This is a genomic window from Pedobacter ginsengiterrae (assembly GCF_039537385.1).
In the GTDB taxonomy this organism is placed as follows: domain Bacteria; phylum Bacteroidota; class Bacteroidia; order Sphingobacteriales; family Sphingobacteriaceae; genus Pedobacter; species Pedobacter ginsengiterrae.
In genome coordinates this window covers 240,956-262,506 of record NZ_BAABAK010000001.1, presented here as the reverse complement: position 1 = coordinate 262,506, position 21,551 = coordinate 240,956, and the positions used below count along the sequence as shown (strand labels likewise).

Genomic DNA, 21,551 nt, shown 5'->3' with positions numbered 1-21,551 from the left:
TTTAATAAATTCATTTTAAAACGTCAGCAAAAATATATTTTGTTGTTAAATAACCATGAATTACGAATTACTATGCAATAAAGTGATATCAATAGTTAGGCTTACAGGAAATTTTATCCGTAAGGAAGCCATGCAATTTGATGCTAATAAAATAGAGTACAAAGGTTTAAATGATATGGTTTCGTATGTAGATAAAACTGCAGAACAGAAACTTGTTCAAAACCTGGAAAAACTGATCCCTGATGTGGGGTTTTTAACTGAAGAAAAAACGATTAATCGCGAAGGTAAAACCTACAAGTGGATAATTGATCCTTTAGATGGCACAACTAATTTTATTCATGGTTTGCCTACTTATGCAATTAGTGTTGCCCTATACGAGGATGATAAGGCCGTGTTGGGCGTGGTTTATGAGTTAAATCGGGGTGAGATGTTTTATTCTTATAAAGGTGGTCCTGCTTTTATGAATAAGAAAGAGATCCAGGTTTCTGTTAATCCTGATTTGAAATCGAGCTTATTGGCAACTGGTTTTCCTTATTATCAATTTGATAAACAGGATCAATACTTACAATTATTGTCAGAAATGATGCAAAAAACCCATGGTTTACGTAGAATGGGTTCGGCGGCGACTGATTTAATTTACGTAGCATGCGGGCGCTTTGATGCTTTTTTTGAATATAATTTGCAACCTTGGGATTTTGCAGGAGGTTGTTTTATTGTTCAGCAAGCTGGGGGAGAGGTTTATAACTTCTCTGGTGGTGACGATTTTTTTAATACACGAGAAATTGTTGCAACCAACGGAAAACTTAGTGCCGAATTAATAGAAGCTATTAAAAGGCATTTTGCTTAAATCTCTAACGCATTGCATTATCGAATGCAGAAAAACTGACGGCTATCCATTAGCGATGCGGGTATAATTTCAGCATAATTATCACTCTGAGCATGATTATATCTGCGATAATCTCCGTAATTAGCAGGGAGAATTAAATAACACAAATATCGTAAACGAAAAATGGCCAACCAAATCGGTTAGCCATTTTATATTTAAATTGAAAAATGCGCAATTATAATGCTTCCGAAACTACATCTGTAACTTCAGGAACCATTCTTTGTAATAAATTCTGAATGCCTGATTTTAATGTAATTGTAGAAGAAGGACAACCACTGCAAGAGCCACGAAGCTCAACGGTTACAACGCCTTCATCAAAAGATTTGTAGGTAATCGCACCGCCATCTTGCTCAACTGCAGGACGAACATAGTCGTGAAGTATTTGTTGAATCTTTATTTCAGTCTCAGAACCTTCAAAGTTAGGCGCTTCTTCCGAAGTATCTTCTTTAATTTTTAATTCTGATTCAACAGCACCTTTTACAAATTCCTTCAAAATGGCTTCAATATCTGCCCATTCTGCATCGTCTGTTTTAGTTACTGTAACAAAGTTACTGGCGAAAAATACACCAGAAACAAAATTGAATTTGAATAACTCTTTTGCAAAAGGTGAATGATCTGCACTTTCTTTGGTTGCAAAATCTTCACTTCCATTAATTAACAGCTTGTTAACCATAAATTTCATGGTAGCTGGATTAGGAGTTTGTTCTGTATATACGTTAATGGTCATGTCTTAATCTTTTTGAATAAACAAAATTAACAAATACTGATTAATAAAGCTTTTCTATGCTGTCTGTTTATCGTCAATTTAATTTGATTAAAAAACACCAGTGTAATTAAATGGTGTAATTGTTCTTAATTGAAATTTAACATTTTCTGCAACAGCTAAACCATCTATAAAATCAGCGATACTAGTTGCATTAATTTTAGTATTTGTTCTGGTCAACTCTTTCAAAGCTTCGTAAGGATTTGGAAAATTTTCTCTACGTAAAACGGTCTGAATTGCTTCTGCAACCACTGCCCAGTTATCATCTAAATCTGCGTGCAAAGCTGCTTCATTTAATAAAATCTTATTCAAGCCACGCAAAGTAGCGTTAATAGCAATTAAAGTATGACCAAACGGAACTCCAACATTTCTCAATACAGTTGAGTCTGTTAAATCTCGCTGTAATCGAGAAATTGGTAATTTAGCTGCAAAAAATTCAAACAAAGCATTTGCAATTCCTGCGTTTCCTTCTGCATTTTCAAAATCGATCGGATTAACTTTATGAGGCATAGCAGAAGAGCCTATTTCACCTGCTTTTATTTTTTGTTTGAAATAATTTTTAGAAATATAGGTCCAGATATCTCTATCTAAATCAATAATAATGTTGTTAATACGTTTTAAAGCATCACATTGAGCCGCAAATTGATCGTAATGTTCAATTTGTGTGGTATGTTGTGCACGTGTTAAGCCTAAGGTTTTATTCACAAATTCGTTAGAGAAATTAATCCAATTAACCTGCGGATAAGCAATATGATGTGCGTTGAAATTTCCAGTTGCACCACCAAATTTAGCACTATTCGGTACAGCTTTTAGTGCTTCAAGCTGGATGCTTAATCGTTCTGCAAATACCAAAAATTCTTTACCCAATTTAGTAGGAGAGGCGGGTTGCCCATGAGTATGCGCTAACATTGGAATATCTTTCCATTCTGTAGCTAAAGCGTTAATTTTTTCGATTAATGATTCAATTGCTGGATAATAGCTCCTGTTGAGCGCCAGTTTGATAGAATAAGGAATTGCGGTATTGTTAATATCCTGAGAGGTTAAACCGAAGTGAATAAATTCCTTATAATCTTGAAGAGATAAAACATCAAATTTATTTTTGATAAAATATTCTACAGCTTTAACATCATGATTGGTTACTTTTTCCGTTTCCTTGATTTCTAAAGCATCTGTTTCCGAGAAATTTTCATGGATTTTTCTTAATTCGGTATAAAGCTTTCTATCAAACTTTTCCAAACCTGGAAGGTTAATTTCGCAGAGCGCAATAAAGTATTCTATTTCAACAAAAACACGGTATTTTATTAATGCTTCTTCTGAAAAATAAGCAGCTAAACTTTCGGTTGTTTTTCTGTAACGACCATCAACAGGAGAAATTGCTTGTAGTGAGGTTAAATTCATTATGCGGAATATATTTTTGCCGCAAATTTACTACAATTGATGGATTTTAAGGACTTTGTTAAGTAAAGAATTGTATGGAAACAAAAAAGGCCTTGAAAATAATTTCAAGGCCTTTTGATTTTTTTAATATTAACTAGTGAGCTTTAGCAGCAGAGTCAACTTTAGCAGCAGCAGAATCAACAGTTTTAGCAGCAGAATCCATAGTTGCAGCAGCAGAATCAGCTGTAGCAGATACTGTAGTATCAACAGCTGTAGAATCAGCACCTTCAGCTTTTTTCTCTGAACAAGCAACAACTGATAAAGATAAAGCTAAAGCTAAAAAGCCTAATTTGAATGCATTTTTCATTTTAAATTTCGTTTTGAGTTTTTTAATTAATTAATTACCTGTTAATACCAGTAATTTAAAAAGGTAACCCAGTTATTTTAAAAATAATTAAAAAATTAATTTAATGATTTTATTGTGGTGTCTTTTTTAACAGAATCGGCAATGTTTGTATCGACTGGTTTTGGAGCTACAGGTGCAATTGTTGACGAATCAACTAATGTAGTATCGATATCGTCTGATTTTTTATCGGAACTACAAGCCATGAATGAAATAGAGATGACCAGGGCCAAAAAACTAAATTTGAATACATTTTTCATAACACAAATTATTTTAATTAATGATTTTAAAAAGTTATAAAATTAAAAAAGGCCTTTGAGAAAACTCAAAAGCCTTTTTTATGTGTCTAAAATATTGACTAGTGAGCTTTAGCAGCAGAATCAACTTTAGCAGCAGCAGAATCAACTTTAGCAGCAGCTGAATCAACAGTTGCAGCAGCAGAATCAGCAGTAGCAGCTAATGTAGTATCAGCAGCTGTTGAATCAGCACCTTCAGCTTTTTTTTCTGAGTTACAAGCAACAACTGATAAAGATAAAGCTAAAGCTAAAAAGCCTAATTTGAATGCATTTTTCATTTTGAATTTTTTTAAGTATTAATTAATTTACTGTTAATGCCGCAAAGGTAAAAAGGTAACCCGATTATTTTGAAAAAAAATAAAAAATATTTTTTGGCTAATTGGGTTACTGTTTTAATGTGGATAGTATTAATGGATTGTTAATAGCTATAAATATTTTTTTTATCTAATATTGGGTTACTATTTACAGAAAAACGTATTAATTGGTGAATAACGGTTTAAAGAGTTCAGTTACAACAGATAGAGAGTTTATTTTAGGTATTCTAAATAACTCCAGTGATACACTTAATAAGTTATATAAAGAATATTTTGCGATGGTTTTGCAATTTATCCTTAATAATAATGGTAATGAAGATGATGCGAAAGACGTTTATCAAGAAGCTATAATTATTTTATATAATAAAGTTAAAGAAGGAAATTTTGAACTGAGCAGTAAGTTAAAAACGTATATATATTCAGTTTGTCGGCGAATTTGGTTAAAGAAATTAACGCATAACAGTAAGAAGACTGGAAATATAACGGATTATGAAGATATACTTATTGTAGATGAAGATGTAGAGCATCATGAAGAGAAAGATGCAGCGTTTGTTAAAATGCAGTCTGCTTTAGAACATCTCGGAGAGCCATGCAAAACCATTATTCAGGATTTTTATATTAATAATTTATCCATGCAGGATATTTGTGAAAAGTTTGGTTACACCAATACGGATAACGCAAAAACACAAAAATATAAGTGCCTGCAAAGGTTAAAGAAAATATTTTTTCAACACTAATAATTGAAATGAGAAACGATTTAGAGTTAGATGCAATTATTGAAGATTATCTGTTAGGTAAACTTAACCCGCAAGAAACTGAGGCTTTTGAACAGTTACGTCGTAATGATGCAGCTATAGATCATAAAGTGGTTTCTCACAAGGTTTTTCTACACACTATGGAGGAATACGCTCAACAATTGCTTTTAAAAGAGCAGTTAGAAAGTATTCATGCTGAGATAGATGTTGAAACTTTAGCTTCTGAGTTGGGGCCACACCCTTCTCGTGTTGTGCAGTTATGGCGTAGACATAGATCTGCAATCGCTGTAGCGGCTTCATTTATAGTTTTATCGTTTGTATCTATTTATTCGATACAACATAATAGCCAACAGGCCGATAAATTTGTGCAGTTAAGTAAAAACGTAACAAATGCGGTAAAAACACAAAATAATTTAATCAGGAAAATAAGTACCAATAATTTACCATCAAATAAGCAATCTAATCCTGGTAATTTTGGCGGTACGGGTTTTGCTGTTTCTACAAACGGATATATCGCAACCAATTTGCATGTTATTAATGATGCAGATTCTGTATTTATTCAAAATTCTACAGGAGAATCTTTTAAAGTTAAAGTTGTATTGAAAGATCCTGAATATGATATTGCTATTTTGAAAATCGACGACAAGAATTTTAAAAATTTAGCTGCATTACCTTATACAATTAAAAGAAACAGCACTGGTGTGGGCGAAAACGTTTACACTTGGGGTTATCCGAAAGATGATGCTGTTTTAGGTGAAGGTTATGTAAGTTCGAAAAGTGGTTTTATTGGTGATACAACTCAATATCAAGTTGCTATTCCTTTAAACCCAGGTAATAGTGGTGGCCCTTTGCTAGATAATAACGGTAATATAGTTGGGATCATTAGTGGGAAGGAAACTTCTGCAGAAGGTGCTTCGTTCGCTATTAAATCGAAATATATTTTAGAAGCCATGAGAGCAATTCCTCAAGATTCGATGGGTAAGAAATTATCTGTAAATAAGAAAAGTGTTCTCTCAGGTATGAAACGTGCTAAACAAATCGAAAAACTTCAGGATTACGTATTCATGATTAAAGTTTATAATTAATTTACCCAAACAAATTAATATGCTAAAAACCTTGTTGGCCAAAACCTTCAAGGTTTTTTTTATGTTTTTATAATATCTAGGTCTAAATAATATATTGTCTATGTATTTACTATACAATTTATTAAATTTGTTTTAATCAACTTAAATTAGAAATATTATTATGAGCATAAGATTAGGTGATACCGCACCAAATTTCCAGTCGAATACCTCAATTGGCGAGATTGATTTTTATGAATACTTAGGCGATAGCTGGGGTGTACTTTTTTCTCACCCTGCAGATTATACTCCAGTTTGTACAACCGAACTTGGGCGTACAGCTGCGTTAAAAGGCGAATTTGAAAAACGCAATGTAAAAGTATTAGCAATAAGTGTAGATTCTGCTGAATCGCACAAGGGCTGGATAAACGATATTAATGAAACTCAAAACACTTCTGTTGAGTTTCCGATTATTGCAGATCCCGATAAAACTGTTGCAAACCTTTACGATATGATTCATCCAAATGCATCAGAAACATTAACTGTAAGATCTTTGTTCGTGATTAGTCCAGACAAAAAGGTTAAGTTAATTATAACTTATCCAGCCTCAACAGGAAGAAATTTTAACGAAGTGTTAAGGGTTATAGATTCGCTACAATTAACAGCAAACTATAGCGTTGCAACTCCAGCTGATTGGAAAGATGGTGAAGATGTTATCGTTGTAAATAGTATTAAAACTGAAGATATACCTTCGAAATTTCCGAAAGGACATAAAATTATTAAGCCATATTTGAGAACTACTCCTCAGCCGAATAAATAAGTGATAAAAACAAATATATTACAGTAGTTTATGGCTAAATCAATTGTAATATATCTGTAAATTATTATATTTGATAGTTTTGTTTCTGAATTAGCGCTTATTCTGATTGTTTAGTTGATTAAATTTTCAATTGGTTGTAGAAAAGTTAGAAACAGAGCGATAAGGGTTTAATTTTTTATATATTTTTATTTTTTTTATGGCTACGGGAAAAGTTAAGTGGTTTAACACAGAAAAGGGCTTTGGATTTATTGTTCAAGAAGACAATAAAGATTTATTTGTACATTTTAAAGACGTTTTAGGCGGAATTGATAGTCTAAAAGAAAACGATCAGGTTGAATTTGAAGTAGCTGAAGGCAAAAAAGGTTTACAAGCAGTAAACGTTAAGAAAGTTTAAGCGATATTGATATTATTGTACATCCCTAAAAAAGCTTTCTGGTTATATATCAGAAAGCTTTTTTAATAATGCTGCAAAATTTCAGCCCTTATTATAATATTTTCTTCCTTGCTATTTTTAGTGAAAATTAAAAACTGTGTATTATCACTTTTAATTTTAAATTTTTTGACCAGTTCTTCTGCTTTACCAGGATAATTTCTGACGATAACATTACCAACCAAAGATTTTTGTTTCTTCAAATCTCCAGATGATACTATTTCATTAATTTTAAATATTCTCCCAGGAAACTTTACATCAATATTTTCGGAGATATAAAGTTGGGTTTGGTGATGAAGCTTTTGCAAACGATATCTGTTTCCGATTAAATTGAAAGCCCCAGATTTTAATAGCGCTGCATCAGGCTCGTATAAGTAGTTACAGGAATTAATTTCTTGAGCTAAATAAGGGGATGAATTTATTTCTGATTTTAAAAAGCTGAAAAGCTTCGTTTCTTCGTTAATTGCTGCAGCGGTAATTTTAAGTTCTCCAGAAAAATCTTTGTCAATTATCCAAAGTAATTCTTTGCATTCGTTTTTTACACTAACAATATGGATTTCGCTAACAAATTTTAATTCTTGTAAACCAGCAGTTAAATCGAGTAGAGGTGCCGTTTTAATAATAATTCGATCTGATTTATCAAGCAGCTCATCAAGGCTACTAACCACATCAGGCGTACAATCTTTAAGCATGAAAACCTTTCCTTTTGCTGCTCTTCGGGCTGGATCGATGAAAATATTGTCAAATTTAATTTTACTTTTTTTGATATACTCTAAGCCATCTATAGCTTTAAAATCAATATTCTTTGCTTTTAGAACCTGAGCATTTGATCTGGCGATTTCAGACAATTCGGCATTAATTTCGCAATGTATAACCTGATCTAAAACTTTAGCGAAGTAGAAAGAATCTATTCCAAATCCGCCAGTTAAATCGACTAGATTTTTACCTTTAGTTAATTGAGATTTGTATTTTGCTGTAACTTCTGATGAAGTTTGTTCAATAGACAAAGTAGGAGGGAAATAAATTCCTTCTGCGTTATACCAGGTAGGTAGTTTTTTTTCTGATTTCTTTTTAGCTGAAATTTGATTTGCCAATTCAGCGGAGCTTACAGTAGAAAATGGACTTTTAGCCAAAGCAATTTCATTCGAATCGGTATTTAAATGCGTAACAATATAATCTTGTACAGCTTGATCTAAAATACTTTTGTTCATCCTAAAATCTAATTGTATGAAAACTTTTATGCTTTGTTTTTCATCACCATTTGGCAAGTATGTCGGCTTTTTACTTCCAGCAAGATATCTTTATCAACCGTAACTCGATCTATTGTCTGCTGGTTGTAGTAGCGAATTGTTACCAGTTCCAAACCTTTATTGTATTTAACTGTAAACTGATTTGATAATGATTCGATAAGTTTTTTAACTTTTTCTTCATTATCATCCACACTTACTGAAAAACTGATGGCAGAATTTAACATCGTATTGATTTTAATGCGATGCTGATGAAAAAGCTCGAATATATTGCTCAGATTTTCTTCAATAATAAAAGAATAATCTTTTGGGAAAATAGAGATCAGGGCTTGATTAACCTTAAAGATAAATGATGGGACAGGTAATGGATTACTATCTTTGGTAATGGCGGTTCCGCTGCCTTCTGGTTGGATAAAAGAACGTACAAAAAGCGGAATGCCTTTGTTTTGAAGCGGTTTTATTGTTTTTGGATGAATAACCGTTGCACCGTAATAAGTAAGTTCAATAGCATCATGATAAGATAATTGAGGTATTTTTTCAGTTTCATCAAACCATTTTGGGTCTGCGTTTAAAACACCAGGAACATCTTTCCAAATGGTTAAGGCAGCAGCATTTAGGCATGATGCAAATATTGCTGCAGAATAATCAGAGCCTTCTCTTCCTAAAGTTGTAGTGTAGTTCTCACTCGTTCCACCGATAAAACCTTGTGTTACGATAATATTTTTAGCTATCAAGGGCACCATTTCTTTTTGGATAATTTGATTGGTTTTTTCCCAATCTACTTTTCCTTCGCGATACGTGTTATCAGTTTGGATGTAATTTCTTGCATCAACCCAAAGTGCTTTGTTGTTGGTTTCGTTTAGCCAGGCAGCGACAATTTTAGTGGATACAACTTCGCCGATCGAAACAATTTGATCATAAATATAATCTGAGTTACTATCGGGTTCATCTTCAATTAACCAATCAATTTCGACAAAGGTATTAGCAACCTCATTATAAACTGGGTTTGCATTACCTTGAAATAATTCTTCGATAATGTTAAAGTGAAAGTGTTTTATCTCATCGAAAATAGCATGAGTATCATCGCTTTGTGAAAGATATGCTTTTGTAAGCTCTTCTAATTTATTTGTTATTTTGCCCATTGCCGAAATCACAATCAGCAATTCGCCTTTCTTGTAATCACGAACAATATTGGCAAGATTTTTTACCCCATCAGCATCTTTAACAGAAGCACCACCAAACTTAAAAATATCCATATCTAAAATGCCTTAATCTGCTCTTTTGAAAAAGATGCATTTAGCCAGCCTTTTTCTAATTGTGCTTTGTATTTGTTATAAAAGTTAATTGCTGGTTCATTCCAATCCAAAACCTGCCAAACCATACCACTATAATTTCCTTTTTTGGTTTCTTCTATTACTTTTTCGAAAAGTACTTTGCCAACGCCTCTTCCTCTATATTCCTCTGTTACGATGAAATCTTCGAGGTATAATCTACAGCCTTTCCATGTAGAATAACGTGTATAATAAAGCGCAAAACCCACGATATTTTGATCAACTTCTGCTACAAATGCTTTCCAAACGGGATTTTCGCCAAAACCAGCATCAATGAAGTGTGCTAGCGTTACGGTAACTTCTTCTGGAGCACGTTCGTAAACAGCAAGTTCATTAATTAATTCTAATATTCTTGGGCAATCTGCGGCAGTTGCAGTTCTTATTTCTAAGTTCATTTTTTGTTAATTAATTAGCCGTAATATTGGCTTTGAAATGTTTGATAACTCTTTTTCCGAAAATTCCACTACCAATTCTAACCATGGTACTGCCTTCTTCAATCGCCAATTTATAATCAGCGCTCATGCCTGTCGAGATTTCTTTAAAGTTTTCATCGTTAGGGAAAAAACTAGCTTTAATGCCATCGAAAAGAACTTGTAATTCTTTAAATTCGATGGTTATTTGCTTTTCGTTTTTAGTATTTGTAGCTATGGCCATTAAACCTACAATGCGAATATTATTTAACGATTCGTATTCCTCTGAGCGCAAAAGCTCTATCACTTCATCAAAGCCTAATCCAAATTTAGTATCTTCTTCGGCAATATAAACCTGTATTAAACAATCAATAATGCGTTTGTTTTTTGCTGCTTGCTTGTTAATTTCCTGTAGTAATTTCAGGCTATCAACGCCATGAATTAAAGAAACGAAAGGTGCTATATATTTAACTTTATTGGTTTGTAAATGACCAATCATGTGCCATTCGATGTCGTTTGGGAGTTCGGCATGTTTATCAACCAATTCTTGAACATGATTTTCTCCAAAAATTCGTTGTCCTGCGTTATAGGCTTCTAAAATGGCTTCGTTAGTTTGCGTTTTAGAAACCGCAATTAATTTAACTCCATCAGATTCTACTTCGCTTTTATATTGTTTAAGATTATCAGCTATGCTCATTTATAACTATTTTTGCGTAAAATTAATAACCTTGTCGCAATTTGGGCAAAAAATAATATTTTAATTAATAATGAGAAGATTAATATGGGCTTTAGCAGCAACAATAATGTTGTTTGGTTGTAAGCCTAAAATACCTAAAGACATAATTGCACCTGATAAAATGCAGAAAATTTTATACGACATACATGTTGCTGATGGTTATATTTCGACGATATTACTGCCAGATTCATCAAAAAAAGTTGCTGCTGCTTACTATAAAGGTATTTACAAGAAATTTGAAATAGATTCTATTCAATACAATAAGAGTATGGATTACTATTATGCACATCCTAAAGATTTAGATAAGATTTACAAAAACATATCTAAAACATTAGAATCGCAGAAAAAGACGCTTGAAAAAGTTGATTCTCTACAAAAGGCAAAAATAGAAAAAGTTAAAGCAGACAAAGAGAAGTTGAAGAAAACTAAAGATTCATTAAAAAAAAATCCAGCAAAATTAAAGCAGGCTCCTGTAGGATTAAAACAAGCTCCTACAATTTAATAATATGTTATATCCCGAAAATTGTTTAGAGCGTTTAGGCTTTATAGAAATCAGGCAGCTAATTAGTAAGCATTGTTTAAGTCCGATGGGGCAAAACATGGTGCAGAAAATGCAGGTGATGAATCGTTTCGATCAGATTGATAAATTTCTTAAACAAACAAATGAGTTTAAGAGTATTATTCAAAATCAGGAACCATTACAAATTAATACTTTTTTTGACCTCAAATCTTTAATTGAAAAAATTAGAGTAGAAGGTACTTATTTATTGGAAGACGAATGGTTTCAGATTTATACTTCTTTACAAACAGTTTTTTCTGTTTTAAGGTTTTTCGAAGAAAGAGCAGAGGTTTATCCAACGCTTGAAGCTTTATTTGAACACTTACCGATTGAAAAAAATATCCTCAGGAAAATTGAAAATGTTATAGATGCTAAAGGTAAAATTAAACCAAACGCATCAAAAGAATTACAAGAAATTACGGCTTCTATTTCAAAAACGGAACAAGATGTACGTAAGCGGATGGATTCTATTTACAAGCAGGCAATTGCAAATAACTGGGTTGCCGATGGTAGCTTAACTATTCGTGATGGAAGGATGTGTATCCCTGTTTTAGCAGAAAATAAGCGTAAACTGAAAGGATTTGTTCATGATGAATCGGCAACTGGCCAAACTGTTTATATAGAGCCCGAAGAAGTTTTTACCTTAAACAATAAGCTTCGCGATTTGGAATTTGATAAACGAAGGGAGATTATTAAAATTCTGATTGCTTTAACGGATGAATTAAGACCATATTCTCCTCTATTATTGTCTTATCACGGTTTCCTTACAAAGTTAGATTTTGTAAGAGCCAAAGCTATGTTTGCGATTGATATCGAGGCAGAAATGCCAGGTTTGCTTAAAGAGCCAAAAACAAAGTTGATTAATGCAAGGCATCCATTATTATTACTTTCATTTGCTGCAGAAAAGAAAACCGTTACGCCATTAAATATTCATATTGATGCTTCAACCAGGGTAGTTTTAGTGTCTGGTCCAAATGCTGGCGGTAAATCCGTTTGTATGAAAACAGTTGGTTTACTTCAGATTATGCTACAAACGGGATTATTAATTCCTGTTGATGCAAATAGCGAGGTTGGTATTTTTGAAAATATTTTTGCAGATATCGGCGATGATCAGTCTATTGAGAGCGATTTAAGTACTTACAGTGCACATTTAAAAAAAATGCGATATTTTGTTGAACATGCTTCTCCAAAAACTATGGTTTTAATTGATGAGTTTGGTACTGGAACCGATCCGCAATTTGGTGGCCCCATGGCTGAAGCTGTTTTAGAAGTTTTGAATAACAAAAAAGTTAGAGGTGTAATTACTACGCACTATTCGAACCTTAAGCTTTTTGCTGGTAATACCGAAGGTTTGGAAAATGCCTCTATGCTTTTTGATAACTCGAAAATGAAGCCACTTTACATTTTAGAGATGGGTAAGCCAGGTAGTTCTTATGCTTTTGAAATTGCTCAGAATATTGGTTTGCCTAAAGAAGTTATCGAATTGGCCCGAAAGAAAACTGGTTCTAACCAAAATCGGGTTGATACAATGCTTGTTGATTTAGAACGTGAAAAAAAGACTATTTACGACACTAAAGTTAGTTTGGCAGACCAGCAAAATAAAGCCAAAAATTTGGTTGCTGAAAATGAAAAATTACGAGCCTTTTTAGATGAAAATCGTAGAGTTTTAATAAAGGAAGCTAAGCAAGAAGCACAAGCCATTATAAAAAATGCGAATAAACTGGTAGAAAATACAATTGCAGAAATTAAAGAGAAACAAGCCGATAAAGCAGTTACAAAAGAGCTTAGACAAAATCTTCAGCAAGAATTAGTCAAAAATACAATCCCAAAAGAGAAACCTAAACCAGTACCGGTTGTGGTAGGTGGCGAAATAGCCATTGGCGATTGGGTTAAGTTTACCGATAGCGAAACAACAGCTTTGGTATTGGAAATAAATCGCAATGAGCTGGTTCTGGCAATTGGCGATTTGCGTTCGAATGTGAAAAAGAACCGAGTACAGAAAATCAGTAATAAAGAGGCTAAAAAAGTTGCTCAAAGTACAAGCAGTTCGTTTGCTGGGCGTATGAATGAAGCTGTTTCAGGTTTTAAGGCAGAGCTGGATTTAAGAGGAAAACGTACTGAAGATGCTTTATTTGAAGTGGAAAAATATTTAGACAAAGCCATAATGCTTGGTTTTCCGTCAATAAAATTAATTCATGGTAAGGGCGATGGAATCTTAAGAAAAATGATTCGAGAGTATTTGCGCAAATACAGTCAGGTTAACAGGATGGAAGATGAACATGCAGATCGGGGAGGAGATGGAATAACTTATGTTTATTTGAATTAAAAAAAACATAATATTCTCATTCGCTATAAAACTAAATAGCTGTAACATTGTTATTTAGAAAACCTTACGATTATGAAAGCAATTATTACAGGCATTTTTGTGTTGTTAATGTTTACAACCTGCAAGAAAAATAAAAGTGATGATAATGGTGATGGCACAGGGAATTTGCCTGATGTTGAATTAAAGAATAGAGTAGTTGTGGCAGGCTTAACTCTTCCATGGGGAATGGTTTACGGTCCAGATAACTTTATTTGGTTTACCGAAAAGAGTGGAAAAATAAGTCGATTAAATCCAACATCTGGACAAATAACACCTCTTTTAACAATATCAGAAGTACGTGTTAATGGAGAAGGAGGATTATTAGGAATTGCTTTAAATCCTGATTTTTCTGCCAATCCATGGGTTTATGTTGCTTATAATTATGGAAGTAATTACAGAGAAAAAATTGTGCGTTACACTTATTCTGGAGGCACACTAAATAGCCCTATAATAATTTTAGATCAAATAGGTGCATCTTCAGTCCATAATGGCTCGAGATTGCTCATTAGCGGTGGCAAACTTTTTGTTTCAACAGGAGATGCTTCTGATCAAACTACTCCACAGAATATAAATTCTACCTCGGGTAAAATTTTAAGAGTAAATTTAGATGGAACGATTCCTACTGATAACCCATATCCAAATAATCCTTTATGGTCTTACGGACACCGCAATCCGCAAGGATTGGTTCAAGTGGGAAATAAGATTTTTTCCTCAGAACATGGACCAGACTCTGATGACGAAATCAACATTATTGAAAAAGGCAGAAATTACGGCTGGCCAAACATTAAAGGTTTTTGTGATGAAGCTGGTGAACAATCTTTTTGTTCGGCAAATAATATTGCTGTTCCTTTAATTGTTTGGACACCAACAATTGCACCAAGCGGAATGGCCTTTTACAACTCAGATTACATCCCTCAATTTAAAAATTCGTTATTACTTGCTGTATTAAAGAATACTAAATTAATGCAGCTAAAGCTGGATGCTGCACAAACGAAAATTGAAGGAACCAAAGATTTTTATGTAAATACCTATGGCAGAATGAGAGATGTTTGTATTTCGCCCGAAGGTAAAATATTTGTTTGTACCAGTAACGGAAGTGACGATAAAATTATAGAGATATCTAAATAGTTATTTTTTACTCCGTCCAGGACATTTTTTACAACGTTTGCCTTTTTTATATTTTTCGCAACATTTTTTGTGTTCTGCTGTACAGCTTAAAATAAAACCCATTCCTTTTTGAAATTCTGGGTCTGTCGGAATAATAAAATCCTCGTTATCTCTTTCGTTAAACATCTGATTACAAAGGTAATGTTATTTAGATCAATTTCAAATAAATATTCTTGAAAGGTTTTTTTTCAATTAGATAACGCTTAAATCTGGCTAAAGTTTTATAAAGCTATATGCTTTATGTATTTTAGCATCCTAACCAAAAATTCATAAAATGATAAATAAAGTTGTATCAGGAGCCGAAGAAGCTATCCGAGATATATCTGATGGCGCTACGATTATGTTAGGCGGTTTCGGTCTTTGTGGCATTCCCGAAAATTGTATAAATGCTTTGGTTGATAAGAAAGCCAAAAATTTAACCTGCATTTCTAATAATGCTGGAGTAGATGATTTTGGTATTGGCTTAATGTTAAAACAACGCCAGGTAAAAAAAATGATTTCTTCTTATGTTGGCGAAAATGCTGAATTTGAAAGACAGCTTTTAAGTGGTGAACTGGAAGTTGATTTAATTCCGCAAGGTACATTAGCAACCCGATGCCTGGCAGCAGGATATGGAATGCCAGCTATTTTTACACCTGCGGGTGTGGGCACAGAAGTGGCCGAGGGAAAAGAAGTTCGCAATTTTGACGGAAAAGACTATTTAATGGAGTATGCTTTCGATGCAGATTTTGCTATCGTAAAAGCCTGGAAAGGGGATACCGCTGGAAATCTTGTGTTCCGTTCTACCAGTCGGAATTTTAATCCAATAATGGCAATGGCGGGAAAAGTAACAATTGCAGAAGTTGAGGAATTGGTTGAAGCTGGCTCATTAGACCCAGACCATATTCATACACCTGGAATTTATGTACATCGAATTTTTCAGGGAAAAGATTATGAAAAGCGAATCGAACAACGAACAGTAAGAAAAGCTGATTAGTTCCCGAATTCATCACAATTCAATCACACAAAATTCATTAATGCGATCATTTTAATTTATGGCATTTTCAAAAGAAGAAATAGCACAACGTATTGCTAAAGAAATAAAAGATGGTTATTATGTTAACCTGGGTATCGGTATACCAACATTAGTCGCTAATTACATCCCAAAGGGAATAAATATTGTTTTACAATCTGAAAATGGTTTGCTTGGTATGGGACCTTTCCCTTTTGAGGGAGAAGAAGATGCCGATTTAATTAATGCAGGAAAGCAAACTATAACCACATTACCAGGTTCGTCGATTTTCGATTCGGCCATGAGTTTTGGGATGATTAGAGCACAAAAGGTGGATCTGACTATTCTAGGTGCAATGGAAGTTTCAGAAAACGGGGATATCGCCAATTGGAAAATTCCTGGTAAAATGGTGAAGGGGATGGGCGGTGCAATGGATTTAGTTGCATCAGCAAAAAATATAATTGTAGCAATGCAGCACGTTAATAAAGCTGGCGAAAGTAAGTTATTGCCAAAATGTACTTTGCCTTTAACAGGTGTTAATTGTATCAAGAAAATAGTTACTGAATTAGCAGTTTTAGATGTTTTGCCTGAAGGTGGTTTTAAATTGCTAGAACGTGCGCCTGGAGTAAGTGTCGAATTTATTAAACAATCTACGCTCGGAAGATTAGTTGTAGAAGGTGATATTCCAGAAATGCGACTAGATTAAGGGTCAATAAGAAAAAAGGAAGACTTAAGCCTTCCTTTTTTCTTATATATCTTTTAAAACTGTATTTCTTAGTTCTACTGAAATTTCTTCTGTTATCGCGATAATTTCTTCTGCCTCGTTTGTATTGTTGACAACAATTTTATGGCATTGTTCTTTATAAGGCAATAGATATTCTTTATACGCAGGCAAAACATGATTATGCCATTTGTATAAAACATCTTCTTCAGGATAGCCACGTTCTAAACCATCACGTTTTATACGTCTGTCTAAAGCTATTTCCTCATCAGCATCAACAAAAATCATGTGATCTAGAAGTGCGGCAATTTCTTTAAAGTGAAGAATGAAAAGTCCTTCAACAATAATAATCGGAGCCGATTTAATCTCCAGAATTTTAACAACTGCCAAAGGGTTATTGAAGTTGTATTCTTTTTTGTAAACAACCTCTCCGTCAAGTAGTTGCTTAATGTCTTTTAAAAATTGCTGACTATCAATTGTAGAAGGTAAATCAAAATTGTAAAGCTTGTTTTCCTCCTGCGACATTTCGCCAGCTGGGATGTAATAATCATCCTGAGAAACAAGTGTTACCTCATCTTGTTTAAAATGATGAAGGAAACAGTTTAAAAAAAAAGTCTTGCCCGAGCCACTTCCCCCAGCAATTCCAATTATAAATGGTTTTTTATTCAAGCTCATGCACACCGTACGTTAAATTGCAAAAAAATCTTTTGTCTAAAGCACCCAATGAATCGGCTACAGCTTTAGTCATTACAATTATAACATCTTTTGTGGATTCGTTCTCAGTAAATTTACCAACAACTTTAGCCAATGCGGTACGGTTGGTCATTGGATTGGTTAATTTAATAATGGTTCCAATAGGTGCAGTACGATGTAAAACGAGCATTTTTGAAGCATCTAAATCTGCATCAGTAATAGAAACTGCAGTTCCTTTCTCTTCCACCTGGCTCAAACCATAGCGACTTGGTGCACCACGAAGTTTCGGATCTTTAAACGAAGTACTATCTGTTTCTCCTTCTTGATCTTGCCTTGCTAATTCTGCAACCGATTTAGGTTCAGGAGCTTTTGGAATAATAAGTTTTTGTCCATTTGTAATGGTATTATCGTTTAATTTATTTGCTGTTCTTATTTGATAAGCGGTTAAATTAAATTTCTTTGCAATACTAAAAATCGATTCACCCGAATTAACAGTATAAATCTGGCTTTCTTCTTTTTGAGTTTCTTTAACAATTTTCTCGGCAACTTTTTCATTTACAACAGGTATTTCAGTCGTAATGTCAGTAGGGATTTTTAAAAGCTGACCTGTGGATAAAGTGTTATCCGAAAGGTTATTCATTTTTCTAATTTGATAAGCAGTTATACTATATTGTTTTGCAATATTAAAAATGCTTTCACCTTTTTTTACAGTATGTGTTCCAACTGCATCTTTTATAGCTGTTGTGCTTGCTGCCGTTTCTGTATCAGATACTATTTTATCGTGATCGATATTTTTAGTAGCAGGAATTTTTAATTTCTGGCCAATTCGAAGATTATTTCCCGAAAGATTATTTGCTTTTTTTATCTCTTCAACAGTTGTTCCGTATTTCTCGGCAATTTTACCTAAAAATTGTTTTGGCTCAACAGTATGTTCAATCATAGTTTCGCTAGCCGATGCTACAGATTCGGTAACAGGAACTACTTTTTCTTTAGCAGGTGGATTTGCAGGTGTACTTACCTGTGGTGTATTTTGAGCAATTTCACCGCTTTTTACAGGGATTTTTAAAACCTGACCAATGCTTAAATTAATACTTGTTAAATTATTTAATGCTTTTAATTCATTAATTGTTGTACCATATTTCTCAGCAAGCATATTCAAATTGTCTTTCGGTTTAACAACATGCTCAGTAACATTTGCTGTAGAAACAGTTTGTGTAGTTGTAGTATTACCTGAAGATGCAAAAGGTAGGTTTGTTGGTACTTTAACAATTACACCAATTTGAAGGTACTTATTGTCGTTATATGCCATAATTTCCTTAGGAGGAACATTATACCTTCTTCCTATAGAATAGTAAGTGTCTTTTGCAGCTGTTTGATGAAAGATTAGTTTTTTACCGTTATTATTTTCAACTCCGATTGAGTCGATTACTGCGTTAGCTTTAGCACTTGCTACGTTTAAAGCAAGTAGAAGAACAGCAGTTAAGCCTATTTTATACATTTATTTTTATCTAAATTTTTTATGAGGGGTAGCAATTATACGAATAATATTATAAAAATTTTTAATCTCAGAATGAGGGAGACTAAATTTTATAAGATGATTTTGGTAAAAAGCTATCCATATTTTGTTAGTTAACAAATAGTTGCAATTATGTTAATTTATACAGCTACCCCTATTAAACGGATAGATAAATAAGGTATTGTTTAAATTGATTTTTTGGGAAAACTTTTATGCTATATAGTTGTTTAGAAGGCATATTAATTTACTAAAACAAATAAAAATGGACGCTAAAGAAATAAGCTTAAATGAGAAAGAAGTTAAACCAGTTGTAGATCTGTTAAATGATTATTTGGCTAACTATCATATTCACTATCAAAAATTAAGAGGCTGTCATTGGAATATTAAAGGACAAAACTTTTTTACACTTCACATAAAGTTTGAAGAATTATACACAAATGCACAATTAACTATTGATGAAATTGCTGAGCGTGTTTTAACTCTTGGTAAACCACCACATAGCCGTTTTGCTGATTATATTAAAGAATCTCAGATTAAAGAAATTGATACAATTGGGTTAAAAGATTTAGATATGGTTGATGCCATTTTAGATGACATGGCTACACTAATCGAACTAGAAAGAGACCTTTTAGAAGCTACAGATAAAGCAGGCGATGATGGTACAAACGATATGGTTAATCGCTTTATGCAGTTTAAAGAAAAAAATACCTGGATGTTGCGTTCTTTTGCAGGGAAGAAATAATCATCTACAAAATGTAAAAAGCCGCAGATATGCAGATTTTAAATCTGCATATCTGCGGCTTTTTTGTTTTACAAATTAAGTAAATATATATCTTTGAGCATGGCATATAAAAGTTTAGCAGAGTGTGTAAGTGATTTAGAAAAGCATGGTCATTTGATTCGTATAAAAGAAGAGGTAGATCCATACCTTGAAATGGCTGCAATTCATTTACGTATTTATGAAAATAACGGGCCTGCCATACTTTTCGAAAATGTACAAGGAAGTCCTTTTCCAGCAGTTTCAAATCTGTTTGGAACATTAGAACGGTCTAAATTCATTTTTCGAGATACTTTACCAAAAGTACAACAATTGGTTTCGTTGCGTAACGACCCAATGAAAGCCTTAAAGAACCCGTTTAAATATGTTGGCTCAGCAATGTCTGCCTTATCGGCTTTGCCATTAAAAACACCGTCAGCAAAAAATAATTTTTTAAAAACTTCGATTAGTAAACTCCCTCAAATTGTAAACTGGCCAATGGATGGTGGCCCTTTTGTAACAATGCCACAAGTTTACACCGAAGATGTAGATAAACCAGGTGTTTTAAATGCGAACCTGGGAATGTACAGAATTCAGCTTGGCGGAAATGAATATGTACAGGATAAAGAAGTTGGATTGCATTACCAAATTCATCGTGGAATAGGCGTTCATCAATCAAAAGCAAATGCTTTAGGCATTCCTTTAAAAGTGAGTATTTTTGTTGGCGGTCCCCCGTCACATCCTTTAGCAGCAGTTATGCCATTGCCTGAAGGATTATCTGAAATGACTTTTGCAGGGGCTTTGGGCGATAGAAGGTTTAGGTATTTTTATGATGATGAAGGTTTCTGCATCTCTGCTGATGCCGATTTTATTATTACGGGTACAGTCCATCCTAATGAAAATAAACCAGAAGGACCATTTGGCGACCATTTAGGTTATTATAGTTTAACGCATCCTTTTCCGTTGATGAAGGTTCATAACGTCTATCATAAAAAAGATGCAATCTGGTCTTTCACAGTGGTTGGCCGCCCACCGCAAGAAGATACCAGTTTTGGTGCTTTAATTCATGAAATTACAGGTTCTGCAATTCCGCAGGAAATACATGGGTTAAAAGAAGTTCACGCGGTTGATGCGGCTGGCGTACATCCTTTGCTGTTTGCAATAGGTAGCGAGCGTTATACTCCGTATCTAAAAGAACGCAGACCACAAGAAATTTTAACAATCGCCAATCATATTTTGGGTAAAAATCAACTGAGCTTAGCTAAGTATCTATTTATCGCAGCTAAGGAGGATGATGAAAATTTAAGTACTCATAATATTGAAAACTTTTTACAACATGTTTTAGAAAGAATAGATTTTAAAACGGATTTACATTTTTATACCAACACAACAATTGATACTTTAGATTACAGTGGTGATGGATTAAACAGTGGTTCTAAAGTTGTGGTAGCTGCAGCAGGAGAAAAAAAGAGAACACTTTGGGATAAACTACCAGAAAATTTAAACTTTCCTGATGGATTTACAAACCCCCAAATAGCCATATCTGGTATATTTACTTTACAAGCCGAGCCTTATAAAAACGCTGAAAAAACTGCTGCAGAAATTGCATCATTAAATATATCATTGATGGATTCTGATTTATCAGGTTTGCCATTAATAATACTTTGTGATGATTCGAGTTTTACAGCACAGAATATTAACAATTTAGTTTGGGTAACTTTCACGAGAAGTAATCCAGCGGCTGATATATATGGTATTAATGATTTTACAAACAACAAACACTGGGGATGTAAAGGTTCTTTAATCATTGATGCAAGGAAAAAGCCCCATCATGCGCCAGAATTGATTAAAAATGAAGCAGTCGAACAAAAAATTGATGAAATGAAAAAGGAGGGTGGATCGTTGTTCGGTTTGATTTAGTTTGATATTTGAAATAATATTTTGATTTTTAAG

General features: G+C 33.6%; 23 protein-coding genes. 12 read left to right on the top strand and 11 right to left on the bottom strand.

Features of this window, described 5'->3' with window-relative positions; all coding sequences use genetic code 11:
* Positions 1-55 precede the first annotated feature (55 nt).
* Positions 56-847 (top strand): inositol monophosphatase family protein, encoded by a 792-nt coding sequence (locus ABD692_RS01035; RefSeq protein WP_316758390.1) that lies wholly within the window; start codon positions 56-58, stop codon positions 845-847.
* Between the two features lie 214 nt (positions 848-1,061).
* Here the strand turns inward: ABD692_RS01035 and ABD692_RS01030 are convergent, their stop codons facing one another.
* From ABD692_RS01030 to ABD692_RS01010, 5 genes are all read right to left on the bottom strand, one after another.
* Positions 1,062-1,613, bottom strand: coding sequence for a NifU family protein (locus ABD692_RS01030; RefSeq protein WP_316758392.1), 552 nt, complete (start codon positions 1,611-1,613; stop codon positions 1,062-1,064).
* 87 nt (positions 1,614-1,700) lie between these two features.
* Positions 1,701-3,047, bottom strand: a complete 1,347-nt coding sequence (gene purB, locus ABD692_RS01025) for an adenylosuccinate lyase (protein ID WP_344764235.1) — start codon at positions 3,045-3,047, stop codon at positions 1,701-1,703.
* A gap of 133 nt (positions 3,048-3,180) precedes the next feature.
* Complete coding sequence (locus tag ABD692_RS01020) at positions 3,181-3,393, bottom strand: hypothetical protein (protein WP_316758396.1); 213 nt, start codon at positions 3,391-3,393, stop codon at positions 3,181-3,183.
* Positions 3,394-3,488: 95 nt separating this feature from the next.
* The gene (locus ABD692_RS01015; RefSeq protein WP_316758398.1) at positions 3,489-3,689 is read right to left on the bottom strand and encodes a hypothetical protein; all 201 of its coding nucleotides are present in this window, start codon (positions 3,687-3,689) and stop codon (positions 3,489-3,491) included.
* 98 nt (positions 3,690-3,787) lie between these two features.
* Complete coding sequence (locus ABD692_RS01010) at positions 3,788-4,003, bottom strand: PG1828 family lipoprotein (RefSeq protein ID WP_316758399.1); 216 nt, start codon at positions 4,001-4,003, stop codon at positions 3,788-3,790.
* A gap of 206 nt (positions 4,004-4,209) precedes the next feature.
* Here ABD692_RS01010 and ABD692_RS01005 point away from each other — a divergent pair, with 206 nt between their 5' ends.
* The 4 genes from ABD692_RS01005 to ABD692_RS00990 all read left to right on the top strand — a co-directional run bounded on the left by ABD692_RS01005 (position 4,210) and on the right by ABD692_RS00990 (position 7,069).
* Entirely contained in the window at positions 4,210-4,776 is a 567-nt protein-coding gene (locus tag ABD692_RS01005) for an RNA polymerase sigma factor (protein WP_316758401.1), read from the top strand.
* 8 nt (positions 4,777-4,784) lie between these two features.
* The gene (locus tag ABD692_RS01000; protein WP_344764232.1) at positions 4,785-5,879 is read left to right on the top strand and encodes a trypsin-like peptidase domain-containing protein; all 1,095 of its coding nucleotides are present in this window, start codon (positions 4,785-4,787) and stop codon (positions 5,877-5,879) included.
* 160 nt (positions 5,880-6,039) lie between these two features.
* A complete protein-coding gene (locus ABD692_RS00995; protein WP_316758405.1) occupies positions 6,040-6,675 on the top strand; it encodes a peroxiredoxin in 636 nt (211 codons plus the stop codon).
* Positions 6,676-6,871: 196 nt separating this feature from the next.
* Positions 6,872-7,069, top strand: coding sequence for a cold-shock protein (locus ABD692_RS00990; RefSeq protein WP_316758407.1), 198 nt, complete (start codon positions 6,872-6,874; stop codon positions 7,067-7,069).
* A gap of 62 nt (positions 7,070-7,131) precedes the next feature.
* On the opposite strand, the gene ABD692_RS00985 is transcribed toward ABD692_RS00990, so the two are convergent.
* From ABD692_RS00985 to ABD692_RS00970, 4 genes are read right to left on the bottom strand one after another with little or no spacing between them, the layout of a single operon-like run.
* Entirely contained in the window at positions 7,132-8,316 is a 1,185-nt protein-coding gene (locus ABD692_RS00985; protein ID WP_344764230.1) for a THUMP-like domain-containing protein, read from the bottom strand.
* Between the two features lie 26 nt (positions 8,317-8,342).
* The gene (locus tag ABD692_RS00980; RefSeq protein ID WP_316758410.1) at positions 8,343-9,608 is read right to left on the bottom strand and encodes an aspartate kinase; all 1,266 of its coding nucleotides are present in this window, start codon (positions 9,606-9,608) and stop codon (positions 8,343-8,345) included.
* Between the two features lie 2 nt (positions 9,609-9,610).
* Positions 9,611-10,078 carry a GNAT family N-acetyltransferase gene (locus ABD692_RS00975; protein WP_316758411.1) on the bottom strand — a complete coding sequence of 156 codons (468 nt, stop codon included), beginning with the start codon at positions 10,076-10,078 and terminating at the stop codon, positions 9,611-9,613.
* Between the two features lie 10 nt (positions 10,079-10,088).
* A complete protein-coding gene (locus tag ABD692_RS00970) occupies positions 10,089-10,790 on the bottom strand; it encodes a YggS family pyridoxal phosphate-dependent enzyme (protein ID WP_316758413.1) in 702 nt (233 codons plus the stop codon).
* A gap of 70 nt (positions 10,791-10,860) precedes the next feature.
* Here ABD692_RS00970 and ABD692_RS00965 point away from each other — a divergent pair, with 70 nt between their 5' ends.
* The 5 genes from ABD692_RS00965 to ABD692_RS00945 all read left to right on the top strand — a co-directional run bounded on the left by ABD692_RS00965 (position 10,861) and on the right by ABD692_RS00945 (position 16,617).
* On the top strand, positions 10,861-11,331 hold the full coding sequence (locus ABD692_RS00965; RefSeq protein WP_316758415.1) for a DUF4296 domain-containing protein: 471 nt from the start codon (positions 10,861-10,863) through the stop codon (positions 11,329-11,331).
* Positions 11,332-11,335: 4 nt separating this feature from the next.
* On the top strand, positions 11,336-13,714 hold the full coding sequence (locus ABD692_RS00960) for an endonuclease MutS2 (RefSeq protein WP_344764227.1): 2,379 nt from the start codon (positions 11,336-11,338) through the stop codon (positions 13,712-13,714).
* Between the two features lie 72 nt (positions 13,715-13,786).
* Positions 13,787-14,881 carry a PQQ-dependent sugar dehydrogenase gene (locus ABD692_RS00955; RefSeq protein WP_344764226.1) on the top strand — a complete coding sequence of 365 codons (1,095 nt, stop codon included), beginning with the start codon at positions 13,787-13,789 and terminating at the stop codon, positions 14,879-14,881.
* Between the two features lie 313 nt (positions 14,882-15,194).
* Positions 15,195-15,896, top strand: a complete 702-nt coding sequence (locus ABD692_RS00950; protein WP_316758424.1) for a CoA transferase subunit A — start codon at positions 15,195-15,197, stop codon at positions 15,894-15,896.
* Between the two features lie 58 nt (positions 15,897-15,954).
* Positions 15,955-16,617 carry a CoA transferase subunit B gene (locus ABD692_RS00945; RefSeq protein WP_316758426.1) on the top strand — a complete coding sequence of 221 codons (663 nt, stop codon included), beginning with the start codon at positions 15,955-15,957 and terminating at the stop codon, positions 16,615-16,617.
* A gap of 42 nt (positions 16,618-16,659) precedes the next feature.
* Here ABD692_RS00945 and ABD692_RS00940 read toward each other — a convergent pair whose 3' ends face one another.
* Together ABD692_RS00940 and ABD692_RS00935 are read right to left on the bottom strand one after the other, a co-directional pair.
* The gene (locus ABD692_RS00940) at positions 16,660-17,301 is read right to left on the bottom strand and encodes a uridine kinase family protein (protein ID WP_316758937.1); all 642 of its coding nucleotides are present in this window, start codon (positions 17,299-17,301) and stop codon (positions 16,660-16,662) included.
* Entirely contained in the window at positions 17,294-18,823 is a 1,530-nt protein-coding gene (locus tag ABD692_RS00935; protein ID WP_344764224.1) for a LysM peptidoglycan-binding domain-containing protein, read from the bottom strand. The genes ABD692_RS00940 and ABD692_RS00935 overlap by 8 nt, the downstream gene beginning before the upstream one ends.
* A gap of 280 nt (positions 18,824-19,103) precedes the next feature.
* Between ABD692_RS00935 and ABD692_RS00930 the strand changes: the two genes are divergently transcribed.
* Together ABD692_RS00930 and ABD692_RS00925 are read left to right on the top strand one after the other, a co-directional pair.
* Positions 19,104-19,583: a Dps family protein gene (locus tag ABD692_RS00930; protein ID WP_316758430.1), complete on the top strand. Its 480-nt coding sequence runs from the start codon at positions 19,104-19,106 to the stop codon at positions 19,581-19,583.
* A gap of 99 nt (positions 19,584-19,682) precedes the next feature.
* Complete coding sequence (locus ABD692_RS00925; RefSeq protein WP_344764222.1) at positions 19,683-21,518, top strand: UbiD family decarboxylase; 1,836 nt, start codon at positions 19,683-19,685, stop codon at positions 21,516-21,518.
* The last annotated feature ends 33 nt before the right edge of the window (positions 21,519-21,551 follow it).